A 24,633-nucleotide genomic window follows, 5' to 3' on the forward strand; every position below is an offset into this window, starting at 1 on the left:
AGGATTGCACATGAAAGAAATTCGCGCCATCGTCCGCCCCAACCGTCTGCAACGCCTGCGTGACGCCTTGCGGGCCATTCCCAACTTCCCGGGTGTGACCATCTTCAAGGCCGAAGGTTTCACCGCCCCGGCCTCTGTGAACAAGCGCTCGGTCAAAGATGAGCTGACCGACTTCACCGACAAGCTGATGGTCTGCGTGCTCGTGAATGATGAGATGGTCGAGCCCATTCGCCGCGCCATCATCGAAGCCTGTTACACCGGCCAGATCGGCGATGGCTTGGTTTGGGTGATCGACATCGCCAGCATCCACCGCATCCGCGACCAGCAAAGCCTGAGCTGATGCCGCACAGCGGTGCAGGCCTTAAGCCTGCGCCGCCTGCAACACGCTTTGGACCAAGGGGTGGTGGCTGCTGCGGCGGGTGTACAGCGCATAGATGTCCTCTTTGACCTCGGACTGGCCCAGCAGTTTGAGGCCCTTCATCAAAGACAGGTCGTCGCGCCCAATCAGGCTGGCCGGGAACACCCCCAAGCCCCCCGCGCCAAACACCGACATCAAGGCACTGTCTTCAAACTCACCCACCACACGGGGTTGAATCTGCAGCTCGTCAAACCAGCGGTCCAACGATGCACGCAGCGGTGAGTGCACGGTGGGCAACAAAACCGGCAAGCGGCTCAGGCTCTGGGGAAACTGCTCCACATCGGCCTTGTGCACCCATGGGCTGGGACCAAACCAGCCCACATCGGAAGAAGAAATCAAACGGCTCGACAAACGCAGATTGCTGTTGTGCGCCGCGGGCTGCCCGGCCAAGACCAAGTCCAGGTGGTGCAAGGCCAGCTCAGCCGTCAGCTGCTCGATTTCGCCCTCATGGCAAACCAACTTCAGTTGAGACTCTTGCAGCGCCGGGCCCAACAATTTGTGCGCCGCCAGTTTGGAAATGCCGTCCGACAAACCCACCGACAAACGGATCGCGGGCACGGTGGCCGCCTGCATCACCTCTTGCGGGATGCGCTGCCCAATCTGAAAAATTTCTTCGGCGCGTGCATAAGCGACCTCGCCCGCTTCGGTCAGCGTGACACCACGCCCCTGCGGTTTGAGCAGCTGATGCCCAAAAGACTTTTCCAGCTCGCGCACCTGCGCACTGATGGTCTGGATGGCCATGTCCAGCCGCTCGGCGGCACGGGCAAAACCACCCTCTTTGGCCACCACCCAGAAGTAATACAGATGTCGGTAATTGAATGCAGCCACGGTGTCTCCTGTGCGGTCATTGTGCCGCAAGGATCCTGCTTTCAGCTCTTGTGACCGCCCACGTACTGCGCCAACAAATCGATGTCTGCATCGCAAACATTCAGACCCTTGAACACCGATTGCCATTGCGCGACTTGGCGGGTCATTTCTGCCACCGTCTGCCGTGCCACGGCATCCGTCAGACCAAACGCCCGCGCCTCTGACAAGGCATTGGCCAGGCTGGATTCGTGGCCCATGGCGCCCACACGCATTTGTTGGTAGCCCAAACCTTGCGCCGCAGGCAGAACATCGAAGGCTGGCGAGAAGGCATAAAAACCATCCGCACCCCGCACCAGTGCATGGTTTTTTTCGTGGTCGTCGGTGTTGTCGATCAGGATGTTGAAGACCATGCGCCTGAACAGCTCTTGCTGCTGTGCGCGAACTTGATCGGGGTGGCCCAAGCGGCGGATCAGCTGCGCCAATTCAGGGTAGCCCATGGCTTCACCTGCGGCGCGAAGAGCGACATGGGCCGACACGACGTGCAGGCGTTTTTCACCTTGTCGGTCAAATCGCTTGATGGCCACCGCATGGCCTTGCGGCAAAGGCAAAGCCAAGGTCTCGGCCGTGTGGATGCCACAAGCGCGCGCCAACTGCATGCTGGCGTGCTCGATCAAAGGCGAATCCAATTCACCGCCCTCGGAAAATTTGACCACCCACGACGCGCCATCGATTTGCATCAAGGACTTGGGCCTGGCCCCGCCCATGCTGACGCCCGGCTGCAACAAGCGGCGCTGATGTTCAGTGACCGCCTCACCCGCCATGATGCGCTGCACCGCTTGATGCATGGCGGCCAAGCCCTCAAACGTGGGCATGGCCGCTGTGGGTGCGGGCACATATTTTTCAGCGTGCAATGAAACGCCCAATGCGCCAAAGCGCTCATCGCCCGCGAAGTACAAATACTCCAGCAAAGACAAACGCACAGGTCGCTCGATCAAGCGGATGACGCGCTCGCCCCACTGGTCAGGCCGGGCATCGTCCACGGCACCGGCTGCCGTATCGCGTATGTCAGGCATGTGCAAACCCGGCTGTAAGGGCAAGTCTTCGCTCAAGGCAAAGCCTAACGGCGATGCGATCCATGCAGGGTCGTAACTCAGGGCCACTTTGCGGCGCTGGTCTTGCAAACTCAATGTACCAATCCGCTGGGGCGATGCCGCATCACCCAAGCACCACAAGCTCATGCTGTCCTGGGGCTCATAGCTCATGTGAGTTCCTCCGGCTTGCGCGACATGCGCCGACCGCGCTGGCGTACCGCCTCGATGTCTTGCTCCAACGCGTTCAGGTCTTGCGCCGGAGCGGCTACTTCAGGCAAGGCCGCGTGGCGGCCCATGAGCCACAGCGCTGTGGCGTACACCCCCATGCCCACCGACGGGTCGCCCTTTTCCATGCGGATGAGTGTGGGCACCGACACCGCCATGCGACTGGCCCAAGCGCGCAGACTTTCCTTGCGGCGCTGACGTGCCAGCGCGAGGTTTTCACCCAAATCCCGCAGCGCTTTGGCTGCGGATGCGGGCAGTTGGTCGGCAGCTAGAGATGGCTTTGGCATAACACAAACTTTAACAGAAGTTAATTTTTGTGTTGTTTTGATTTTTCAAGAAGTCTTATTCAGCGCCTCATCCACCAACTCCACCCAATGACGCACCGGCAGGCCGCTGCCGCTTTGCAGGTGGGTGATGCAGCCGATGTTGGCGCTGAGCACGCCTTGCGGCTCCAGCGCGTTCAGGTGGCCCAGCTTGCGGTCGCGCAGCTGTTTGGACAGCGTGGGGTTGAGCACGCTGTAGGTGCCCGCCGAGCCGCAGCAAAGGTGGGACTCGTTGGCGGTGACCTTGATCTGGAAGCCCAGGTCGGTCAGGTGTTTCTCGACGCCGCCTTTGAGTTGCTGGCCGTGTTGCAGCGTGCAAGGCGGGTGGTAGGCCTGCAGGCCTGCGGCTTGCAGCGCCTCAGGTTTGAGCTTGTCCTTGAGCAGCGGCACCAGCTCAGGCAGCAGCTCGCTCAGGTCGCGCGTCAGCGCGCCGATGCGGGCGGCTTTGTGGGCGTAATGCGGATCGTCTTTGAGCACATGGCCATAGTCCTTGACCATGACGCCGCAGCCCGAGGCGTTCATCACGATGGCTTCGACGTCGCCGCTCTCCACCAGCGGCCACCAAGCGTCGATGTTGGCACGCATGTGGTCTTTGCCGCCGTCGTGGTCGTTCAGGTGGAACTTGACCGCGCCGCAGCAACCGGCCTTGGGGGCGGTCACGGCCTGGATGCCTGCGGCGTCCAGCACGCGGGCGGTGGCGGTGTTGATGTTGGGGCTCATGCTCGGCTGCACACAACCGGCCAGCATCAGCACCTTGCGGGCATGTTGGCGGGTCGGCCAAGCACCGGCGTCTTGCGGCGCGGGCACTTTGGATTTCAGGCTGTCTGGCAGCAGGCCGCGCACCATCTGGCCCATCTTCATGGCAGGAGCAAACAGGGGCGATGGCAGGCCTTCTTTGAGGGCCCAGCGCACCAGCTTTTCGCCGACGGGACGTTCCACTTTGGCGTCCACCAGCTTGCGGCCGATGTCGACCAGGTGGCCGTACTGCACGCCGCTCGGGCAAGTGCTTTCGCAGTTGCGGCAGGTCAGGCAGCGGTCCAGGTGTTGCTGGGTTTTGCGGGTGGGCGTTTCGCCTTCGAGCACCGCCTTCATCAAATAGATGCGGCCACGCGGGCCGTCGAGCTCGTCGCCCAACAATTGATAAGTTGGGCAAGTGGCGGTGCAAAAGCCGCAGTGCACGCACTTGCGCAAAATGGCTTCGGCCTCCAGGCCTTCGGGCGTTTTTTGGTATTCGGGGGCGAGGTGGGTTTGCATGGAAAGGTCGCCTCAGAGCGGGTGCATGCGACCGGTGGCGAACACGCCTTTGGGGTCGAACTGTTGTTGCAGCTGTTGCTGGATGCGCGCTTGCACGGCGTCCAGCGGGGTGTTCACACCGGCGATTTTGTCCACCTCGGCATGAGCGGCGCTGGCGCGGAACAAGGTGGCATGGCCGCCGACCGATTGCGCCAACTCGCGCAGCGGCACCGCCGCCGAGGCCGGGGCCCACAGCCAGCGCTGCGCGCCTTGCCACTCGATGTATTCCGCAGGGTGGTCCAGACCGGGCAAGTCCAGCACCGGCGCGGTTTGCGGCAGCGACAAGCGCCAGAGGCAAGCATCGGGCGCGGGCGCCTCAAAGAATGGCAAGGTTTGCTCACCGCTGGCCCGCCAGTCGGCAGCGGCTTCGGCCTTGTCCATCACGGTCACCTGGGCACCCAAGGCGACGGCATCGGCCGTCATGCGGGTCGTGGCCGACTGCACCGCCGCCACCGCACCGCGCAGGCGCACAAACAAATAGTCGGCCACCGGCTGGGCCGTGGTGTCGCGCACCCAGGCGCTGGCGTTCAGCGGCAGAGGCTGACCGCCCCAGCGGTGGAGCAAGTCGAGCGCGGTTTTTTGGGGCAGACCCGCGCACATCAGCGTGGCCTCGGCCGGGGCCACAGGCAAAACTTTCAGGCTGACTTCGGTGATCAAACCCAACGTGCCCCAGCTGCCCGCCATCAAGCGGCTGACGTCGTAACCGGCCACGTTTTTCATGACCTGCCCACCAAAGGTCAGGTGCTCGCCCAAACCGTTGATGAAGCGGGCGCCCAAAACATAGTCGCGCACAGCGCCAGCGGTGGCACGGGCCGGGCCGCTCAGGCCTGCAGCCAGCATGCCGCCCACCGTAGCGCCCTCGCCAAAGTGCGGCGGCTCAAACGCAAGGCATTGGCCCTTCTCGGCCAAAGCGGCTTCCAGCTCGGCCAGGGGCGTACCGCAGCGCACCATGACCACCAATTCGCTGGGCTCGTGACTGACGATGCCCCGGTAGCCTCGGGTATCGAGCACATCGCCCGTGAGGCTTTGGCCCCAAAAATCTTTGCTGCCACCGCCGCGCAAGCGCAGCACGCGGCCATCCGCACCCGCCTGGCGCACGGCGTCGATGAGGGAATTGAGTTGAGCTTCCATGGGCAAAGATGGTAACCCCCACCCCTTGACCGGGGCGTGAAGATTTTTAACGGGGGGGTTGTGGGAAATTCGCGCTGCCCCAGCACGTCAGTGTCATGGCGTGCAGAAATTCACCGGTAAGCCCGCCACCTCCACCCGCATCGCCAACACGCAGCCCGCCAGAGGGAACTGCGCCAGCTCTTGCGCTCTGCGGCCTTGGCGGGAGGTGGTGATGAACAGGGTTTTCAGGTCGGGCCCGCCAAAGCAAGGCATGGTGGGGCATGGCACGGGGGTGCGCACTTCGGCCAGCACTTGGCCGTTGGGCGACAGGCGCAGTAGGCGCTGGCCTTCGTATTGGGCGCTCCAGTAGCAGCCTTCGCTGTCCACAGCCGCGCCGTCGGGGCGGCCGCCATAAGCCGCAGCATCGCCCCAGGCCCAGCCTGCGGGCTTGGGTGTCATTGGGTGGAACACGCGCCCGGCGCTCAGTTGGCCGGTGGCCGGATCAAAGTCAAACGCCCGCACTTGGTGCGCGGCGGTGTCGGCCCAATAGGCGGTGCGGCCGTCGGGTGACCAGGCCAAGCCGTTGGCGGTCACCACACCGTCCATCATGGGGTGCAGGCCCTGGCCGTCCAGCATGTACAAAACGCCCAGCGCCTGGTCCCTGGGTTCGTACAAACTGCCCGCCCAAAAGCGGCCTTGTGCGTCGCACTTGCCATCGTTGAAGCGCAGTTTGGCGGTGTCATAAGGCGCGGCGGCCAACTGTTGCAGCGGACCACCCCAGCTTGTGGCCAGGTAGATGCCGTCGCGCAGGGCGATGACCAGGCCGCCGCCTTGCACGGGGGCGATGCAGCCCGGCTCTTCGGCCATGGGCCAATATTGCACTTCGCCTTGTGGCTGCATCTGCCCTGCAATGGCCAGTCGCGCCAGCCTGCGGCCCGGGATGTCCACCCAGTACAGGCGGTTTTCTTGCGGATGCCAAAACGGCGATTCGCTCAAGCCGTCGGGCACGGTGGTGATGGCGGTCCAGGTGGGTGCGTTGTTCATGTGGGGCATTGTGCCCCTGCGGCTCGGGTTTTCGGGGGCCGAACACATTTTGGTAACCCCAAGGAAACAGCCCGCAGGGCGCAAGCGCTGCGGGCTGTGGCGTGGCGACCGGGCAAGCCCGGCTCGGATCACTTCTTGCGTGCAGCGATCGCGTCTTCGGCTTCTTTCACCAAAGCCACACCAACGGTGTTTTTCCACTTGTCGTACACAGGGCGCGTCACCTTCACAAAGGCCTCGCGCTCGGCGGGTGTGAGGTGCGTGACCGTCACGCCCATGGCGGCGATGTCCTTGAAGGCGGGCTTGTCGGCTTCGGTCAGGCCTTTGCGGGCGATGGCGATTTCTTGCTTGCCTGCATCGATAGCGGCTTGGCGCACGATGGCCTGGTCAGCGGGTGTCCACGAAGCCCAGATGTCTTTGTTGACCACGAAGATCAATGGGTCGGCCACGTAGCCCCAAGAGGTCACAAACTTCTGGCCAACGTTTTGCATCTTGAGCACGGTGAACAAAAACAATGGGTTCTCTTGACCGTCCACTGCGCCGCTGGACAGTGCAGGTTGCGCATCGGCCCAGCTCATTTGCGTGGGGTTGGCGCCCATGGCGCTGAACATGTCCGAGTAAATGGGCGAGCCCACCACGCGGATTTTCATGCCCTTCAGATCGGCTGGCGACTTGATGGCGCGCTTGGAGTTGGTCACTTCGCGGTAACCGTTCTCACCCCAGGCCAGGGGCACGACGCCGGATTTGTCCAGCGTCTGGAAAATCTTCTTGCCCACCGAGCCTTGGGTCAGCGCGTCGATGGCGGCGTAGTCGGGCATCAGGAAAGGCAGCGAGAACAGGTTCAGTTCTTTCACCTGGGGCGACCAGTTGATGGTCGAGCCCACGGCCATGTCGATCACACCTTGGCGCAGAGCGCTGAATTCACGGGTCTGGTCGCCCTGGATGAGCGACACGCCGGGGTAGAGCTTGATATTGATGCGGCCCTGGGTACGCTCTTTGACGAGGTCAGACCAGATCTTGGCGGCTTGACCCCAAGGTGTGGGCGGTGCCAGCACGATGGACAAGCGGTATTCGGCTTTGTAGTCGGCCGCAGCAGCGGGGGCAGAGAAAGCACCGAAGGCGGTGGCTGCAGCCAGCAGGCTGAGCAGGTGACGGCGAAGTTTCATGAAAAGTCTCCTTGTTTTGAAAAAGTACAGCAGCGATCTTAATAGCCCATCTGACGCGGCAACCACAGGGCCAGCTCGGGCCAGGCGATCACGGCCAGCATGACCAGGAACATCGAAAACAGCATCCAACCGACCCAGCGCACGGTCTCTTCCATGCGCACACCGGCAATGCGGCAAGACACCATCAGGTTCACGGCCAACGGCGGCGTGAACTGGCCCAGCGCCACCTTGAGCGTGAGGATCACGCCAAACCAAACCGGGTCCCATTTGTAAAACTGCACGATGGGCCACAAGAGCGGCACAAAGATCAGGAAGATGGACACGCCGTCGAGGAACATACCAACGGTGATGAGCATGAGGATGAGCAAAGCCAGAACGCCATATTCACCCAGACCTGAGTTGACGATGGCATGGGTCACCGGATCGATCACGCCCAGCGTGGACAGTGAGAAGGCAAAGATGCCCGCCAGCGAGACCACCAACAAGATGACCGCCGACAGCTCGCCCGATTCGCGCAAGATGATGAACAAGTCGCGCGGCTTGATGGTGCGGTAAATCACCATGCCGACAAACAGACCATAGAACACCGCAACGACCGCCGCCTCGGTGGGCGTGAACCAGCCTGCACGCATGCCACCCAAAATCAAAATCGGTGCGGCCAGGCCCCAGGTGGCTTCCACAAAACTTTTCCACAATTCGGGGCGCGGCAGGCTCGCCTCGTGCGCGCCCATCTTGTGTTTGCGGGCCATCCACACGGTGGGCACGATCAACGCCAGACCTGCCAGCACGCCGGGAATCATGCCGGCTGCAAACAAGGCAGGCACCGAGGCACCGGGCACCAGCACCGAATACACGATGAAGGCCACCGAAGGCGGAATCAAAATGTCGGTGGCGGCCGCCGCGCCGACCACACTGGCCGAGAACGCCGCCGGATAACCGGCACGCGACATGGCCGCGATCATGACCGCGCCCACCGCTGCCGCGTTGGCCGGGCCAGAACCGGAGATGCCCCCCAAGAACATGGCCACCACAATCGCCACCAAAGGCAGCATGCCGGGGCCACGGCCGACGATGGCGACAGCAAAATTGACCAAGCGCAGCGCCACGCCCGAACGGTCAAAAATGGAGCCCACCAGCACAAACATGGGAATGGCCAGCAGTGGGTATTTGCCCAAACCGGCATAGAAGTTTTGCGGCACCGCCAAGAGGCCGAACCACTGCGCATCGGTGTTGGCCAAGGCAATGCAAGCCGCACCGGCCAGGCCCAAGGCGGCACCGATGGGCACACCCATGAGCATCATGACCACGAAGGCTACAAAAAGGAGCGTTGGGATCATGGCTGGCGCCCCCGACGGATGAACAAGCCCAGCGCACGGCCGGCAATGGCGACCGACATGACGGGCAACCAGATGGTGTACCACCACTGTGGGACACCGATGCCGGGCGAAGTTTCGCCAAACCGGTAATCGTCCCAGACCACGCGGGCGCTGAGCACAGCAATCAGCGCAAACAAGGCGAACACCATCAAGGCCCCAAACCGGGCAAGTGCACGTTGGCGTTTTTCAGAGCCGCTGTCGGCAAAGTATTCGATGCGAATTTGGCGATTGCGCGCCACCGAAGCCGAGCCGGCCACCAGCGCCAGCACGATCATCAGAAAGACCGAGAACTCTTCAGTCCAGGCAAAAGACTGGTCGGTGAAATAGCGGACCAGCACGTTGGCAAAGGTGATCAGGGACAGCAGGCCCATGACGATCACGGTCAACCAATCTTCAATTTTGAGCGGAACGACGGTTTGCTCATCCGACTCCTCGACCATGAAATCTGCTGTGGCAGTCTTGTCGTTGGGGGGAATATGTGACATGGGGGGGAATGCAAAAATTAACAAGGCACTTTACCACCCTCACCGGCGGCCTTCTGGCTCGCCGATGTCGACATCCACCCGCGCCAAACACCCATGAAAAAAGCCCGCAGGGCGCAAGCGCTGCGGGCTTTGGGGCGGTGACTGGCGTCACCGCAGGAGAGATCAACCGTGGTAAGCCGACTCGCCGTGCGAGGAGATGTCCAGACCTTCGCGCTCTTGCTCTTCCGAGACACGCAAACCGATGGTCAGGTCCACGATCTTGTAGGCAGCGACCGACACCACACCCGACCAGACGATGGTCAGCAGCACAGCCTTGGCCTGGATCCACACTTGTGCAGCGATGGAGTAAGCGTCCGGAGTGACCATGGCCACGGTGACCCAGTCGCCCACAGCGCTGGGGCCGCCCAAGGCTGGCGAGTTGAACACGCCGGTCAGCAAAGCACCGACGATACCGCCGACGCCGTGCACACCGAAGACGTCCAGCGAGTCGTCAGCGCCGAGCAGTTTCTTCAGGCCGTTGACACCCCACAGGCAGGCGAAACCAGCGATGAAGCCGATGATCACGCCACCGCCGATGCCGACGTTGCCGGCTGCGGGCGTGATGGCGACCAGGCCAGCGACGGCACCAGAAGCGGCACCCAGCATGGAAGCTTTGCCACGCATCAGGGCTTCACCCAGGCACCAGGCGATCACAGCAGCGGCTGTGGCCATCATGGTGTTGATGAAGGCCAGGGCAGCGAAACCGTTGGCTTCCAGTGCGGAGCCTGCGTTGAAGCCGAACCAGCCCACCCACAGCAAGGCGGCACCGACCATGGTCAATGTCAGGCTGTGAGGCGCCATGGATTCACGGCCGTATCCGACGCGTTTGCCAATCATGAAGGCACCGACCAGACCAGCCACAGCGGCGTTGATGTGCACCACGGTACCGCCAGCGAAGTCCAGCGCGCCCCACTGCCACAGCAAGCCTGCCTTGGAAGTCATTTCGTCCACAACTTCTTTGGAAGCGTAGGCGTCAGGACCCATCCAGAACCAGACCATGTGAGCGATCGGCAGGTAGCTGAAGGTGAACCACAGCACCATGAAAGCCAGCACAGCAGAGAACTTCACGCGCTCAGCAAAGGCACCGACGATCAGCGCACAAGTGATGCCCGCAAACGTGGCCTGGAAGGCAGCGAAGACGATTTCAGGAATGTAGACGCCCTTCGAGAAGGTGGCTGCATTGGCGAAAGTGCCGGCTGCGTTGTCCCAAATGCCTTTCATGAACAGGCGATCGAAACCGCCGATGAAGGCACTGCCTTCGGTGAAAGCCAAGCTGTAACCGTAGACAAACCAGAGCACCAGGATCAGCGAGAAAGTGACCATGACTTGCATGAGCACCGACAGCATGTTCTTGCTGCGGACCAAGCCGCCGTAGAACAAGGCCAGACCGGGCACGGCCATCATCAAGACCAGCAAGGTGGACAGCAGCATCCAGCCTGTGTCACCCTTGTTGGGCACAGGTGCGGGTGCGGCTTCTGCAGGTGCAGCGGCCTCTGCGGCAGCAGCCGGTGCGGGTGCGGCCGCTTTGGCATCGGCTGCGGGTGCCGTGACGGCCGCTGGTGCTGTTTGAGCCATGGCCACAGAGCCAGCGCCCAACAAACCAAAGCCAAGGGACAAGCCCAGGGCCAACGAAGCGAGTAGCTTTTTCATTTTTCGACTCTCTTTCTTGTCTATCAAAGGGCTTCGCCGCCGGTCTCACCGGTGCGGATGCGAACCACTTGTTCGAGGTCGTACACAAAGATCTTGCCGTCGCCAATCTTGCCGGTGCGGGCACCGGACTCGATGGCTTCGATCACGCGCTCGACCAACTCGTTGGACACAGCGGCTTCGATCTTCACTTTGGGCAAAAAGTCGACCACGTATTCCGCGCCGCGGTACAGCTCGGTGTGGCCTTTTTGACGACCAAAGCCTTTGACTTCGGTCACGGTGATGCCCTGCACGCCGATGCCCGAAAGTGCTTCACGCACTTCGTCCAGCTTGAAGGGTTTGATGATGGCGGTCACCAGTTTCATGATGGCTCCTTGGTATGAATATGAGGCAATCAGAAGGTGTACTTCAGACCCAGAACGACGCCGGTTTTACCCAAGCCTTCCACGCCCGCTTTGCCAGGTGTGTAATAGAAGTTCTTGTCTGCATCCGTGCCCACCACTGCCCCAGTCAAAGACAAACCATCGCCCAAATCTTTGGCCAAGGTCAATGCGTAATCGGTGTAAGAACCAGCGGCATTGCCAGCACCCTTGAGCTTTTGGTAGCCCACATGAGGCACCAGGCTGTAGCCGTCGCCCAAGTCCAGCGCTGCACTCAGGTCAACGTAATAGCTGTTCTTGCTGTCCAGGTTGCCGAACAGGTTGGAAATGGCATGGGAGTATTTGGCGGTGAACAAACCGTAAGTCACGGCACCATAGAGTTCATTGGTGTTGGCATTGCCATAGACAACGGTGTTCTTGAGTTTGTTGCCCGCGTACTCATAGCGCAGAAAACCCATGTCATAAGCGACATCACCCACAGCACCTTTGTAGCCGCCGTACAAATCGATTTCAACGGAGCCGGCTGTTGCGCCTGCATCCTTGATCCACTTGATGGTCGAGCCCCAAGCACCGACATAGAAACCGCTCTTGTCTGCGTAATCCACACCGCCTTGCAGTGCAGGGTCAAAGCGTGTCTGCGAGAGACCACGGTAACGGTAGTCGCTCACAACGCCAGCGTTGTAAGACAGCGTGCTTTCAGGGGCTGTCTGGGCTTGGGCCACGGAAGCCAAAGCGCTCACGGCCAGGGCGATCAGGGAAGGAACGAGGATCTTTTTCATATGGACTCCGGTGAAAAGTTGTTGAGGACGTACCTCTTAAGCACGGACCGTGCCAACAGCTGTTGCGCTTGAAACTGGGGCATTCACCAGTGCGCCGCCACTCTGTGCATGGTTCAATCCCATTGGAATAAGAAGTGCACGCCACGTCAGCGTGCACGCACACAAACCATGCACCAACATGGGGCAGGGAGGGGATATGAGTCTTTCTTTGGTGCACAGCCGTGCATTGGTCGGGCTGCAAGCGCCCGCGGTCACCGTCGAGGTGCATCTGGCCAACGGCCTGCCCAACTTCACTTTGGTGGGTTTGGCCGATGTCGAAGTCAAGGAGGCCCGCGAACGTGTGCGCTCCGCCTTGCAAAACAGCGGGCTGGAGTTTCCGCACAACAAACGCATCACCGTCAATTTGGCCCCGGCCGATCTGCCCAAAGACTCCGGGCGGCTGGACTTGCCGATCGCCTTGGGCATTCTGGCGGCCAGCGGCCAAATCGATGCGGCCAAGCTGGTCGGTCACGAGTTCGCAGGCGAGCTGTCTTTGTCGGGTGAGCTCAGGCCCATCCGCGGGGCCTTGGCCATGAGCCTGGCGCTGCGCCAGCAGCAGGTGCGCACCCGCCTGGTGCTGCCGCCGGGCAGCGCCGAAGAAGCCGCGCTGGTGCCCGATGCCGAAGTCTTTCGCGCCAAGCACCTGCTGGATGTGGTGCAACAGTTTTTGCCGCCATCGGCCGAGCCACCACCCGAGCCTGGCGAGGGCTGGGCCCGTCTGAGCGCCACGACCCCGACCGATCCACCCCGCTATGCCGACCTGGCCGACGTGAAAGGCCAAGCGGGCGTCAAACGGGTGCTGGAAATTGCCGCTGCTGGCGCTCACTCCCTGCTCATGGTCGGGCCGCCTGGCTCGGGCAAGTCGATGCTGGCGCAGCGTTTTGCAGGTTTGCTGCCGCCCATGGCCATCGAAGACGCGCTGGAGTCGGCCGCCATCGCCAGCCTGGCCGGGCGTTTTGAGCTCTCGCGCTGGGCGCAGCGCCCAACCGGTCAACCGCACCATTCGGCCAGTGCGGTGGCTTTGGTCGGAGGCGGCTCGCCGCCCCGGCCAGGCGAGATTTCACTGGCGCACCACGGGGTGCTGTTTCTGGACGAGCTGCCAGAATTTCCACGCGCCGCACTCGAAGCCCTGCGCGAACCGCTGGAGACCGGCACCATCACCATCGCACGGGCCGCACGGCGCGCCGAGTTTCCGGCGCGGTTCCAGCTGATCGCGGCCATGAACCCCTGCCCTTGCGGTTATCTGGGCAGCCCCACGCGGGCGTGTCGCTGCTCGCCTGACCAGGTCAGCCGCTACCAAGGCAAGCTCAGTGGGCCGCTGCTGGACCGGATCGATCTGCACATCGAAGTGCCCAGCCTGCCCGCCACCGACTTGCTGACAGCGCCAGCGGGCGAGAGCACCGAAGCCATCGCCGCACGCAGTCTGGCGGCGCGTAACTTCGCGCTGGCCCGGCAAGGCTGCGCCAATGCGGACTTGCAAGGCCAGGCCATCGATGCGCAATCGCGCCTGAGTGACAAGGCCAGCGCCTTGCTGCAAAAAGCCGCCGCCCAACTGGGCTGGAGCGGCCGCAGCACGCACCGCAGCCTCAAAGTGGCCCGCACCATCGCGGACCTGGCCGGCAGTGCCACCATCGAGGCCGCCCATGTGGCCGAAGCGGTGCAATACCGGCGCGTGCTCAAGGAACACTGAGCCTCAAGGCTTTTGGCCTGCAGGCCTGGCGCACTGTCTTGAATGCGCGCTGTTGCAGCAGCCCGCTCGCGATAATGCGTGCATGCGTTTTTTCAGCCGCCCATCGCCGAAGGCCTTGGGTCCCTTCAGCGTCTGCTTGTCCTTGCCCCAGCTCATCACCTGGGGCAGCGTGTTCTACACCTTCTCTTTGCTGATGACCCCGCTGGAGGCTGAGCTGGGCATGAGCCGTGCGCAATCGTCACTGGCCTTCAGTCTGGCCTTGCTGGCCGAGGGCCTGATGGCTTATCTGGTGGGCCGCTGGATCGACCAAGGGCATGAACGCAAGGTCATGACCGTGGGCTCTGTCTGGGTCGGTCTGGGTCTGATCGCGCACAGCCAAGTGCAAAGCGTCAACGGTTTTTACGCGGTCTGGATCTGGCTGGGTCTGGGCTTGGCCGCCACGCTGTACACGCCCGCCTTTGCGGTGGTCACCCGGCGCTTTGCGCAAGACTTTCGCCGCGCCATCATCACCCTCACCTTTTTGGGCGGGCTGGCCAGCACCGTGTTCATCCCGCTGTTTTCATGGTGGATGGCCCTGTGGGGCTGGCGCCACGCCCTGTGGGCATTGGCGGCTTTGCAGCTGCTGCTGTGTGCCCCCTTGCATGCCTGGCTGTTGCAAGGTGCCCGACGCGGCATCCAGCGCACCGAGCCACACGAACCCCGACCCGTGTCGGTCAGAACCCACCTGCGCCAGGCCCCGTTTTGGCTGCTGGCCGTATTCACACTGTTCATGATGGCGGTCACCTCGGCCTTGCCTGCCCACATGATCGCCTTGCTGCAAGAGGCCCACTTGCCCCCGGCCTGGGTGATCGCCATCCCTGCGGCCATTGGTGTGATCCAGGTGCTGGGGCGGCTCTTGCTGTTTGTGTTTGAGCGCTATTGGGATGTGCACACCGCCAACCGCTGGATCCCCACTTTGATCCCCTTGGGTCTGCTGGTCCTGATCGTGGGCGGCTTGCAGCCTGTGGCCGCGGTGGTGTTCGTGGTGCTGTACGGCCTGGGCAATGGCATGAACACCATCGTCAAAGGCACAGCCATGGCGCAATACGTGAGCCGGGCCCATGTGGGCCAGCTCAACGGTTTGCTCGGCCTGCCGATTGCACTGGCCCGTGCGGCCGCGCCACTGGCCGTGGGTTTGCTGTGGTCGCCCGACAAGGGCTATGCGCTGGCTTTGTGGTGGCTGCTGCTGGCCAGCGTGCTGGGGGCCTCTGCCCTGTGGCTGACACAGCACCTGACGCTTCGGGCCCGCAGGCACTGAGGCTCGGCCTCTGAGACCGTTCAGGTATAAACCGGCGATGCAAAAACTCCGTGTGCTCATTGTCAGCCCTGCCTTGGCCGACGCCAACAATGGCAACTGGCAAACCGCCCAACGCTGGAAAAGCCTGCTGGCACCCCACACGGTGCGCATCGTGCGCGAGTGGCCCGACGCACAAGCCGCGCAAGACGACATCATGCTGGCCCTGCATGCGCGACGCTCTGCTGCGGCCGTGCAAGCTTGGTTCGATCAGCGCGGCCCCAAAGGCCTGGGCCTGGTGCTCACCGGCACCGACTTGTACCGCGACATCCAGCACGACGCGGCAGCGCAAGCCGCTCTGACCCAAGCCCACAGCCTGGTCGTGCTGCAAAGCCAAGGCCTGCAAGCGCTGCCCCAAGAGCTTCACAGCAAGACACGGGTCATCGTGGCCTCCGGTGGTTCACGGCAGACCCTGGTCAAAACCGCACGCCACATGCGCGTGGTGATGGTCGGCCACATGCGCGATGAAAAAGACCCACGCACACTGATGGCCGCTGCACAGCTGCTGCGCATGCAGCCGGACATCTTCATCGACCACATCGGCCAGGCGCTCGACCCGGCACTGGGCCAGGCCGCACACGAGACACAAACACAGTGCCCGCGGTACCGCTGGCTGGGTGGCCTGCCCCATGCCGCGACCTTGCAGCGCATCCAGCGCGCCCACCTGCTGGTGCACACCAGCCGCATGGAAGGCGGCGCCCATGTGCTGATGGAAGCCCTGCGCAGCGGCACCCCGGTGCTGGCCTCGCGCATTGACGGCAACCTGGGCATGCTCGGCGACAATTACCCGGGTACGTTTGAGGTGGGCGATGCCCCCGCACTGACCAATTTGTTGCAGCAATGCCGATCAAATCAAAACTCGGTTGGTGGCTTGCTGTCACACTTGTCGGCTCTGTGCGCCGAACGCGCCACACTGTTTGAACCGCAAGCCGAACGCTCTGCGCTGCACCGCTGGGTGCAGGATCTCTGGACCCATTGAATGCAATCTTCTGAACAACCCGTGCTGCGCGACCTGGTGCTGGTGGGCGGTGGCCACAGCCATGTGGGCGTGCTGCGCATGTTCGCCATGAAGCCCGAGCCGGGCTTGCGCATCACCGTCATCTGCACCGACACCGACACGCCTTACTCGGGCATGCTGCCCGGCTATGTGGCCGGACACTACAGCTTTGACGAAGTGCACATCGACTTGGGCCGACTGGCCGCCGCCACCGGCGCACGCCTTTACCGCGACGAGGTGATCGGCATCGACCGGCAAAACCAACAAGTGATTTGCCGCCACCGCCCGCCTGTGGCTTACGACCTCTTATCGATCAACATCGGCTCGACCCCGCAGGTCCAGCAGATCGAAGGTGCGCAGGCCTTGGCCGTGCCGGTCAAGCCGATTGCCCAGTTCAACCAGCGCTGGCTGCAGTTGCTGGTCAAAGTGCGCGAGTGGCGTGGCCGCATGACGGTGGCCGTGGTCGGCGGTGGCGCAGGCGGCGTGGAGTTGCTGCTGGCCATGCAATACCGTTTGCGCCATGAACTCAAAGCCCTGGGGCGCAACCCGGAAGACCTCAACTTCGTGCTGCTGACCGCCTCGGACACGCTGCTGCCCACCCACAACAGCGGTGTGCGCGCGCGCTTTGTGCGTGTGCTGCGCGAGCGCAATGTCGAGGTGCACACCGGCGCCGAGGTGGTGCAAGTCTCACCCGGTTGCCTGCACACCAAAAGCGGGCGCACCTTTGACGCCGACGAAACCATGTGGGTCACGCAAGCGGGCGGCCCGGCCTGGTTGCAAAGCACCGGCCTGGCACTCGACGCGAACGGCTTCATCCAGGTCAATGCGCAATTGCAAACGCTGACCGATCCGAAAATTTTTGCAGCTGGCGACATCGCCTGCTTTTCCGAGCGCCCGCTCGAAAAAGCCGGTGTGTTCGCCGTGCGCATGGCCAAGCCTCTGGCGAGCAACTTGCGGCGCAGCTTGCGCGGCCAAGCGCTGCAGCCCTACACGCCGCAACGCCGTTGGCTGGCCTTGATCTCGACCGGCAACCGCTACGCGGTCGCTTCGCGCGGCCCACTGGGCTTTGCCGGTGGCTGGGTGTGGCGCTGGAAAGACAGCATCGACCGCCAGTTCATGCGGCGCTTCAACGAATTTGCACCGATGGCACAGCCTCGCACAGCCTCGCTGTGGGCCTTGCTGACACAGGCTTTCTCGGCCTGGCGTGCTCCGGCTGCGGGCCGACAGGGCATGCAACTGAGCAGCGAAGAATCCTTGCAAGCGCTGTCGGCCATCGCCATGCGCTGCGGCGGCTGTGGGGCCAAGGTGGGTGCCAACATTTTGTCGCGGGCGCTGGGCAGCTTGCAGCCGGTCGCACGCCAGGATGTGCTGATCGGCCTGCACGAGCCCGACGATGCAGCCGTGGTCAAAGTGCCTGCGGGCAAAGCCGTGGTGCAGACGGTGGACTTCTTTCGCGCCTTCATCGACGACCCCTATCTGTTTGGCAAGGTGGCGGCCAACCACGCGCTGGGCGACATCTTTGCCATGGGCGGCGAGCCGCAGACCGCCACCGCGGTGTGCACCGTGCCCCCGGGGCTGGAAGCCAAGGTCGAAGACCTGTTGCTGCAAATGATGGGCGGCGCGGTGGAAGTGCTCAACGCCGCCGGTTGCAGCTTGGTCGGTGGCCACACCGGCGAGGGCCGCGAGCTGGCCCTGGGCTTTGCCATCAACGGCCTGATCGACGAGAAGATGGCCCAGGTCATGCGCAAAGGCGGCATGCAAGCGGGCGACCTGCTGGTGCTGACCAAGCCGATCGGCACCGGCACCTTGTTTGCAGCCCATGCCCGCGGTGCAGCGCGTGGCCGCTGGATCGATGGGGCCATGCAGTCCATGCTCATGTCCAACCAGGTGGGTGCGCAAATCCTGAGCGCTTATGGCGCCACCGCCTGCACCGACCTGACCGGCTTTGGCCTGCTGGGCCATCTGGTCGAGATGACGCGCCCCTCGGGTGTGGACGCCGAGCTGCAACTGAGCGCCCTGCCGTTGCTGGACGGCGCGGTGGAATGCGTCAAGGCGGGCATCGTCAGCTCGCTGCAGCCCGCCAATGTGCGCTTGCGCCGCGCCCTGCGCAACGCCGAGGAGTTTGTGCAAGACGCCCGTTACCCCCTACTGTTTGACCCGCAAACCGCTGGCGGCCTGCTGGCCAGCGTGCCTGCTGAACAGGCCGACGCCTGCGTGGCCGCGCTGCAGGCGGCCGGTTATGCACACACCGCCATCATTGGCCGCGTCATGGCCGCAAGCCAGGCCATCGAGCCGGTGGTTTTGAAAACCTGAAGTGCTTTGCGGGAGAGGCCCATGCGCCTCCCCGCAAAAGACAAGACGGTCAGCTCAAGTCAAACCGGTCAGCGTTCATGACCTTGGTCCATGCGGCCACAAAGTCGCGCACAAACTTCTCGCGGTTGTCGTCTTGGGCATACACCTCGGCATAAGCACGCAAGACCGAGTTGGAACCCAAGACCAAGTCCACGCGTGAAGCCGTCCACTTGGCCTGGCCTGTTTGGCGATCACAGATGTCGTAAGAGTTGCGGCCCGTGGGCTTCCACTGATACGCCATGTCGGTGAGGGCCACAAAGAAGTCGTTGCTCAACACGCCCACACGGTCGGTGAACACGCCCTGCTTGGAACCGCCGTGGTTGGTGCCCAGCACACGCATGCCGCCCACCAACACGGTCATCTCGTGTGCGGTGAGTCCCATGAGTTGGGCGCGGTCCAACAACAGCTCTTCGGGGCTGACCGCATAGTTCTTTTGCACCCAGTTGCGAAAGCCATCGTGAATGGGTTCGAGCACGGCAAACGACTCCACGTCGGTCATCTCTTGCGTAGCATCGCCCCGGCCTGGCATGAACGGCACATCCACCTTCAAGCCTGCGGCTTGAATGGCTTTTTCCAAGCCCACATTGCCAGCCAACACGATCACATCGGCCACGCTGGCGCCGCTGTCTTTGGCAATGCCTTCCAAGACCTGAAGCACTTGGCCCAAACGTGCAGGCTCGTTGCCTTCCCAATCTTTCTGAGGAGCCAAACGAATGCGTGCACCGTTGGCACCACCGCGCATGTCTGAGCCACGGTAGGTGCGGGCACTGTCCCAAGCGGTGCTGATCATGTCGCTCACGCTCAAGCCACTGGCGGCGATTTTGGCTTTGACAGCCGCCACGTCGTAGTTGGATTTGCCAGCAGGAATGGGGTCTTGCCAGATGAGGTCTTCTTGCGGCACTTCAGGGCCGATGTAGCGCACCTTCGGTCCCATGTCGCGGTGGGTGAGCTTGAACCATGCACGCGCAAACACTTGGGTGAAGTAGTCGGGGTCTTTGTAGAAGCGCTCCGAAATCACGCGGTACGCCGGGTCCATTTTCATGGCCATGTCGGCGTCGGTCATCATCGGCTGCAGGCGGATCGATGGGTCCTCCACATCGACCGGCATGTCCTCGGGTTGGATGTTGATCGGCTTCCACTGGTGGGCACCTGCCGGGCTCTTGGTCAATTCCCAGTCGTAATTCAGCAGCAAATGGAAGTAGCCGTTGTCCCATTGCGTGGGGTGGGTGGTCCAGGCACCTTCGATGCCGCTGGTCACGGTGTCGCGGCCAACACCCCGGCTGCTGTGGTTCATCCAACCAAAGCCTTGCTCGTGCAAGTCAGCACCCTCGGGTGCAGGGCCCAGCTTTTGCGCGCTGCCGTTGCCGTGGGCCTTGCCCACCGTGTGGCCGCCCGCCGTCAGCGCCACGGTCTCTTCGTCGTTCATGGCCATGCGCGCAAAGGTCAGGCGCACATCTTGTGCGGTGCGCAAAGGATCGGGTTGGCCATTGACACCTTCGGGGTTCACATAGATCAAGCCCATTTGCACCGCCGCCAGCGGGTTTTCGAGCGACTCGCGTTGGTCGCTTTCGTAGCGGTCCGCACCCATCCACTCTTTTTCGGCTCCCCAATAAATGTCCTTCTCAGGGTGCCAGATGTCTTCGCGGCCAAATGCAAAGCCATAGGTCTTGAGGCCCATCGATTCATAAGCCACGTTGCCCGCCAAGATCATCAAATCGGCCCAGCTGATGCGGTTGCCGTATTTCTTTTTGATGGGCCAGAGCAAGCGGCGTGCTTTGTCCAGGTTGGCGTTGTCAGGCCAGGAGTTGAGCGGAGCGAAACGCTGGTTGCCGGTGCCCGCACCCCCTCGGCCGTCGGCAATGCGGTAAGTGCCCGCCGAGTGCCAGGCCATGCGGATCATCAAGCCACCGTAGTGGCCCCAATCGGCAGGCCACCAGTCTTGGCTGTCGGTCATGAGCGCGGTCAGGTCCTTTTTGAGCGCTGGCACGTCCAGTTTTTTGACTTCTTCGCGGTAGTTGAAGTCAGGCCCGAGCGGATTGGTTTGGGTGTCGTGCTGGTGCAGGATGTCCAAGTTCAGTGCTTTGGGCCACCAGGCCATGGGGGTGTTGCCTGTGCTGGTGTTGCCACCGTGCATCACGGGGCATTTGCTGTCGTTGGACATGACGATCTCCTTTGGGGTGAATGGATGGACTGGCTGATAGGTTAGGTTGATTAACTGATTTAATCCAATTGCTTTTGGCTAACTCCATCATGTGAATTGGCCGCACCCTCAGGCCGCACAGCCATTGGGGCACACTTGGCAGCGACACAACATGACAACGCTCAAACATGAACGACAAGATGACCCTCAACTCTGACCTGAGCCAGCGCTGTGTGGTCAACAGCCACACGCTCGACTGGGTGGCTTCACCTGCGGCGGGCGTGTCACGCCGCTTGCTGGAGCGCGATGGTGGTGAGGTGGCGCGGGCCACCTCCATCGTGCGCTACGCAGCGGGCTCCGCGTTTGACGCGCACACGCACGGCGGTGGCGAAGAAATCCTGGTGCTCGAAGGCACTTTGCAAGACGAGCACGGTGTTTATGGCCCCGGCACTTACATCAAGAACCCGGTGGGCAGCGCACACGCGCCCTTCACGGCCGAGGGTTGCACCCTGTTTGTGAAGCTGCGCCATTTGGACCCACGCGACAGCGAACGCGTGGTGATTGACTCGCGCCACACCCCCTGGCACCAAGGCATGGTCGAGGGCCTGAAGGTTTTGCCACTGAACACCTTCGAGACGCAAAACACCGCGCTGGTGCGCTGGGCCCCGCAGACGTTTTTCAACCCACACCGGCATTGGGGCGGTGAAGAAATCTTTGTGGTTGAAGGCGTGTTCTCAGACGAGCACGGCAACTACCCGGCAGGCAGCTGGCTGCGCAGCCCGCACATGAGCCAGCACCAACCGTTTAGCCGAGAAGGCTGTTTGATTCTGGTGAAAACCGGTCACCTGGTGTGACGCACACGCCTCAGCGCCACTGAAGCTGCGCGACCCAGCCGCTGCTGCGCGCTTGCGTGTTGTCGCTGTCCGCGCCGATCACCACCGCGCTGACTGCGGGCACGGCGGTTTTGGCACTGCCCACAGGCAGTTCATCGCCAAAGAGCGCGAGGAAGTCTTGCGCCACATCGCGTGATTCGCTGAGCCACTGCTGGAGTGGTGCGCCAGTGCCTTGCACCACCACGTAGCGCACGCGGCGGCTGTAGGGGTTGGCGGCTGAGGTGCCACTGGCTTGCAGCGGGTCCCACAGATAACACACGGTGGCGGCGGGCAGGTTTTCGCCGCTCACCGATCGCGCCACACGCAGCAGCGTGCGTTCGCCAAAGGGCACGCGATCGAGCGCATGGTCAAACATCACACACACTTTGAGTGCGGCGTCATCACCGTCTTTGCGCCGCAAGTCGGCAGGGCGCTGGCCACCGCTCAAGGCTTGGTCCAAGCGCCAGCGCCATTGCAACGTGCCTGCAGTGCCGCGCCAGTCGTGTGCCCAGGTGCCGTACGACTGGTTGGTGCGCATCTGCACACCGGCCACGCCGTCGACTTGGCCCAGTTCAAAACGCGTGGCGCCGATCTCGGGTTTGTTGGGCAAGCCCACAAAGCGCCAGCCTGGGGTGTTGGCGCTGTGCTGGCTCGTGAACGGCAACAGCGGACCTGACAAAGACAAGGGCGATGTGGCGTGGGCGCTCCAGGCCAAGAGCCCAGCGGCGGCGAATGCACGGAGGTGCCTTGCCATGCTCAGGCTCCGCGTTTGAAGTCGTGGTACTTCTTGACCCACGCCAGCAAGCGCTGCGGCGCATGCGTCCGCTTCCATTCGCCCGCCGCGTATTTGTTGGCTTCGGCCATCGTGGGGTAGGTGTGGATGGTGCCCAAGATCTTGTTCAGGCCCAGGCCATGTTTCATGGCCAGCACGTACTCGGCCAGCAAGTCTGCCGCGTGTGCGCCCACGATGGTCACGCCCAAAATCTTGTCTTTGCCCGGCACGGTGAGCACCTTCACAAAACCCTGCGCTTCGCTGTCTGCAATGGCGCGGTCCAGATCGTCGATGTTGTATTTCGTGACTTCATAAGCGATGTTTTTCTCTTTCGCTTCCTGCTCGTTCAGTCCCACACGCGCCACCTCGGGGTCGATGAAAGTCGCCCACGGAATCACCGAGTAGTCGGCCTTGAACAGCTTCCACTCGCCAAACAGCGCGTTGACTGCGGCGTACCAGGCTTGGTGTGCGGCGGTATGCGTGAACTGGAACGGCCCCGCCACGTCGCCTGCGGCGTAAATGTTGGGGTAGATGGTTTGCAGGTACTCGTTGGTCTCCACGGTGCGGTGCGTGGGGATGCCCAAGTCTTCCAGGCCATAACCCTGCAAACGCGCCACGCGGCCCACGGCGCACAGCAGTTGGTCAAATGGAATGACTTGCTCTTGACCGTTGTGCTCAACGATCAGGCATTTTTCGAAAGTGGACGCGACACCTTCGCTCGTCATCGCGAACCCTTTATCCGTCATCGCGAGCGAAGCGTGGCGATCCATAGACTCCTTCGCTGCGCTCGCAGTGACGGGAGAAGGACGAAGCTCGCAGCGCAGCGCCTTGTGGCCGGTGAGCACTTTCACGCCGTCGGCCTCCAGTGCGGCTTTGGCTAGTTCGCTCACCTCTGCGTCTTCGCGCACCATGATGCGTGCGCCCATTTCCACTTGGGTGACGTGTGAGCCCAGTCGCGCAAAGCTTTGCGCCAACTCGCAGCCAATCGGCCCACCGCCCAGCACCACCAGGCGCTTGGGCACTTCATCGAGCTTCGCAAATTCGTCCCACAGCGTGTCGCTGGTCACATAGCCGACGTCGTCCAAGCCGGGCAGTGGCGGCACAAAGGGGCGGGCGCCAGCGGCGATCACGATGCTGCGGGCAGTCAAGCGTTGAGTTGTGCCGTCGTTCAACGCCACTTCCACCGTCCACGGGTTCACCAGTTTGCCGTAGCCCTGCAACACTTCCACACCCAAGCCGGTGTAACGCTCGATGCTGTCGTGCGGCTCGATGGCTTTGATCACGTCGTGCACGCGCTGCATCACCGCCTTGAAACTGAAGCTCGGGGCCGCATCGCTCAGGCCGTAGCTCGACGCGTGGCGCATTTGGTGGGCCAGCTTGGCGCTTTTGATCAGCGCTTTGCTCGGCACACAGCCGTAGTTCAAACAGTCGCCGCCCATCTTGTGCGCCTCGATCAGCGTGACCTTGGCCTTGACGGCTGCCGCGATGTAGGCACTGACCAAACCGCCCGCGCCGCCGCCGATGACGATCAGGTTGCGGTCAAAAGTTTGGGGACGCTGGTCGGCCCAGCGGGCGTAGACCTTGCGCTTTTGCACAGCCGCGACGATGCGGCGCGCGACCAGCGGGAAGAGGCCCAACAGCACAAAGCTGCCCAAGAGCGCGGGGCTCAAGATGCCCTTCACCGAATCAAGCTGCGCCAACTGCGTGCCCGCGTTCACATACACCGCCGTGCCCGCCAGCATGCCGATCTGGCTGACCCAGTAATACGTCCACACCTTCATGCGCGTGAGACCCATGAGCAGGTTGATCAAGAAGAAAGGCACAACCGGAATCAGGCGCAAAGTGAAGAGGTAAAAACCGCCCTCGCGGTCCACGCCCAAGTGGATGTCGGCCAAGCGCTGACCAAAGCGCGCCTCCACCCAATCGCGCAACAAAAAGCGCGATGCCAAAAACGCCAAGGTTGCGCCCACGGTGGACGCAAACGACACGATCAACAAACCTTGCCACAGCCCAAACACCGCGCCCCCCGCCAGCGTGATGATGGTCGCGCCGGGAAACGACAACGCCGTGGCCAGCACATAGACAAGGAAGTAGACCACCGCCACCGCAAGCGGCTGCTCGGCGTGCAGCTGCGCAAAACTGGCCTGGCTGGCTTTGAGCTGCTCAAAGCTCAAGAAGCGGCCCAGGTCAAGCGCCACAAACGCCCCGATGGCCAGCGCCAGCAAGAGCAACAACAGAATTTGACGAAAACGCATCAC

21 protein-coding genes are annotated in these 24,633 nt (G+C 62.5%); 6 read left to right on the forward strand and 15 right to left on the reverse strand.

Going from position 1 to position 24,633, the window contains the following annotated elements; translation table 11 throughout:
* Positions 1-4: 4 nt before the first annotated feature.
* Complete coding sequence (locus B9Z43_RS05050) at positions 5-340, forward strand: P-II family nitrogen regulator (protein ID WP_108324114.1); 336 nt, start codon at positions 5-7, stop codon at positions 338-340.
* A gap of 21 nt (positions 341-361) precedes the next feature.
* Here the strand turns inward: B9Z43_RS05050 and B9Z43_RS05055 are convergent, their stop codons facing one another.
* From B9Z43_RS05055 to B9Z43_RS05110, 12 genes are all read right to left on the reverse strand, one after another.
* Positions 362-1,246 (reverse strand): LysR family transcriptional regulator, encoded by an 885-nt coding sequence (locus tag B9Z43_RS05055; protein WP_233250052.1) that lies wholly within the window; start codon positions 1,244-1,246, stop codon positions 362-364.
* Positions 1,247-1,287: 41 nt separating this feature from the next.
* Positions 1,288-2,487: a type II toxin-antitoxin system HipA family toxin gene (locus B9Z43_RS05060; RefSeq protein WP_108323368.1), complete on the reverse strand. Its 1,200-nt coding sequence runs from the start codon at positions 2,485-2,487 to the stop codon at positions 1,288-1,290.
* Positions 2,484-2,828, reverse strand: coding sequence for a hypothetical protein (locus tag B9Z43_RS05065; RefSeq protein WP_108285689.1), 345 nt, complete (start codon positions 2,826-2,828; stop codon positions 2,484-2,486). The genes B9Z43_RS05060 and B9Z43_RS05065 overlap by 4 nt, the downstream gene beginning before the upstream one ends.
* Positions 2,829-2,873: 45 nt before the next feature.
* Positions 2,874-4,118: a glycolate oxidase subunit GlcF gene (gene glcF / locus B9Z43_RS05070; protein ID WP_108323370.1), complete on the reverse strand. Its 1,245-nt coding sequence runs from the start codon at positions 4,116-4,118 to the stop codon at positions 2,874-2,876.
* A 12-nt stretch (positions 4,119-4,130) separates the two neighbouring features.
* The gene (gene glcE, locus B9Z43_RS05075) at positions 4,131-5,288 is read right to left on the reverse strand and encodes a glycolate oxidase subunit GlcE (protein ID WP_108323373.1); all 1,158 of its coding nucleotides are present in this window, start codon (positions 5,286-5,288) and stop codon (positions 4,131-4,133) included.
* A gap of 93 nt (positions 5,289-5,381) precedes the next feature.
* Positions 5,382-6,311 carry an SMP-30/gluconolactonase/LRE family protein gene (locus B9Z43_RS05080; protein ID WP_108324115.1) on the reverse strand — a complete coding sequence of 310 codons (930 nt, stop codon included), beginning with the start codon at positions 6,309-6,311 and terminating at the stop codon, positions 5,382-5,384.
* Positions 6,312-6,439: 128 nt separating this feature from the next.
* Positions 6,440-7,474, reverse strand: coding sequence for a DctP family TRAP transporter solute-binding subunit (locus B9Z43_RS05085; protein WP_108323375.1), 1,035 nt, complete (start codon positions 7,472-7,474; stop codon positions 6,440-6,442).
* A 38-nt stretch (positions 7,475-7,512) separates the two neighbouring features.
* Positions 7,513-8,811, reverse strand: coding sequence for a TRAP transporter large permease (locus B9Z43_RS05090; protein WP_108323377.1), 1,299 nt, complete (start codon positions 8,809-8,811; stop codon positions 7,513-7,515).
* Positions 8,808-9,335 (reverse strand): TRAP transporter small permease, encoded by a 528-nt coding sequence (locus tag B9Z43_RS05095; protein ID WP_108323380.1) that lies wholly within the window; start codon positions 9,333-9,335, stop codon positions 8,808-8,810. Before B9Z43_RS05095 ends, B9Z43_RS05090 begins: the two co-directional genes overlap by 4 nt.
* Before the next feature lie 162 nt (positions 9,336-9,497).
* Entirely contained in the window at positions 9,498-11,024 is a 1,527-nt protein-coding gene (locus B9Z43_RS05100) for an ammonium transporter (RefSeq protein ID WP_108323382.1), read from the reverse strand.
* A gap of 23 nt (positions 11,025-11,047) precedes the next feature.
* Positions 11,048-11,386 carry a P-II family nitrogen regulator gene (locus tag B9Z43_RS05105; RefSeq protein WP_108323385.1) on the reverse strand — a complete coding sequence of 113 codons (339 nt, stop codon included), beginning with the start codon at positions 11,384-11,386 and terminating at the stop codon, positions 11,048-11,050.
* 29 nt (positions 11,387-11,415) lie between these two features.
* Positions 11,416-12,180, reverse strand: a complete 765-nt coding sequence (locus B9Z43_RS05110; RefSeq protein ID WP_108323387.1) for a TorF family putative porin — start codon at positions 12,178-12,180, stop codon at positions 11,416-11,418.
* A gap of 196 nt (positions 12,181-12,376) precedes the next feature.
* Here B9Z43_RS05110 and B9Z43_RS05115 point away from each other — a divergent pair, with 196 nt between their 5' ends.
* The 4 genes from B9Z43_RS05115 to selD all read left to right on the forward strand — a co-directional run bounded on the left by B9Z43_RS05115 (position 12,377) and on the right by selD (position 18,552).
* Positions 12,377-13,909 (forward strand): YifB family Mg chelatase-like AAA ATPase, encoded by a 1,533-nt coding sequence (locus B9Z43_RS05115; RefSeq protein ID WP_108323389.1) that lies wholly within the window; start codon positions 12,377-12,379, stop codon positions 13,907-13,909.
* Between the two features lie 82 nt (positions 13,910-13,991).
* Positions 13,992-15,206: an MFS transporter gene (locus B9Z43_RS05120; RefSeq protein ID WP_108323391.1), complete on the forward strand. Its 1,215-nt coding sequence runs from the start codon at positions 13,992-13,994 to the stop codon at positions 15,204-15,206.
* A gap of 37 nt (positions 15,207-15,243) precedes the next feature.
* On the forward strand, positions 15,244-16,221 hold the full coding sequence (gene senB, locus B9Z43_RS05125) for a selenoneine biosynthesis selenosugar synthase SenB (protein WP_108323394.1): 978 nt from the start codon (positions 15,244-15,246) through the stop codon (positions 16,219-16,221).
* Positions 16,222-18,552 (forward strand): selenide, water dikinase SelD, encoded by a 2,331-nt coding sequence (gene selD / locus B9Z43_RS05130; protein WP_108323396.1) that lies wholly within the window; start codon positions 16,222-16,224, stop codon positions 18,550-18,552.
* Between the two features lie 49 nt (positions 18,553-18,601).
* On the opposite strand, the gene katG is transcribed toward selD, so the two are convergent.
* The gene (gene katG / locus B9Z43_RS05135) at positions 18,602-20,752 is read right to left on the reverse strand and encodes a catalase/peroxidase HPI (protein WP_108323398.1); all 2,151 of its coding nucleotides are present in this window, start codon (positions 20,750-20,752) and stop codon (positions 18,602-18,604) included.
* 179 nt (positions 20,753-20,931) lie between these two features.
* Between katG and B9Z43_RS05140 the strand changes: the two genes are divergently transcribed.
* Entirely contained in the window at positions 20,932-21,585 is a 654-nt protein-coding gene (locus B9Z43_RS05140) for a cupin domain-containing protein (protein ID WP_108324116.1), read from the forward strand.
* A gap of 10 nt (positions 21,586-21,595) precedes the next feature.
* Here the strand turns inward: B9Z43_RS05140 and B9Z43_RS05145 are convergent, their stop codons facing one another.
* Both B9Z43_RS05145 and B9Z43_RS05150 read right to left on the reverse strand, forming a co-directional pair.
* Complete coding sequence (locus tag B9Z43_RS05145; RefSeq protein ID WP_108323400.1) at positions 21,596-22,357, reverse strand: DUF3047 domain-containing protein; 762 nt, start codon at positions 22,355-22,357, stop codon at positions 21,596-21,598.
* A gap of 2 nt (positions 22,358-22,359) precedes the next feature.
* On the reverse strand, positions 22,360-24,630 hold the full coding sequence (locus B9Z43_RS05150) for an FAD-dependent oxidoreductase (protein ID WP_108323402.1): 2,271 nt from the start codon (positions 24,628-24,630) through the stop codon (positions 22,360-22,362).
* Between the last annotated feature and the right edge of the window lie 3 nt (positions 24,631-24,633).

Origin of the sequence: Limnohabitans sp. MMS-10A-192 (assembly GCF_003063335.1) — a bacterium.
Classification (GTDB): Bacteria; Pseudomonadota; Gammaproteobacteria; order Burkholderiales; family Burkholderiaceae_C; genus Limnohabitans_A.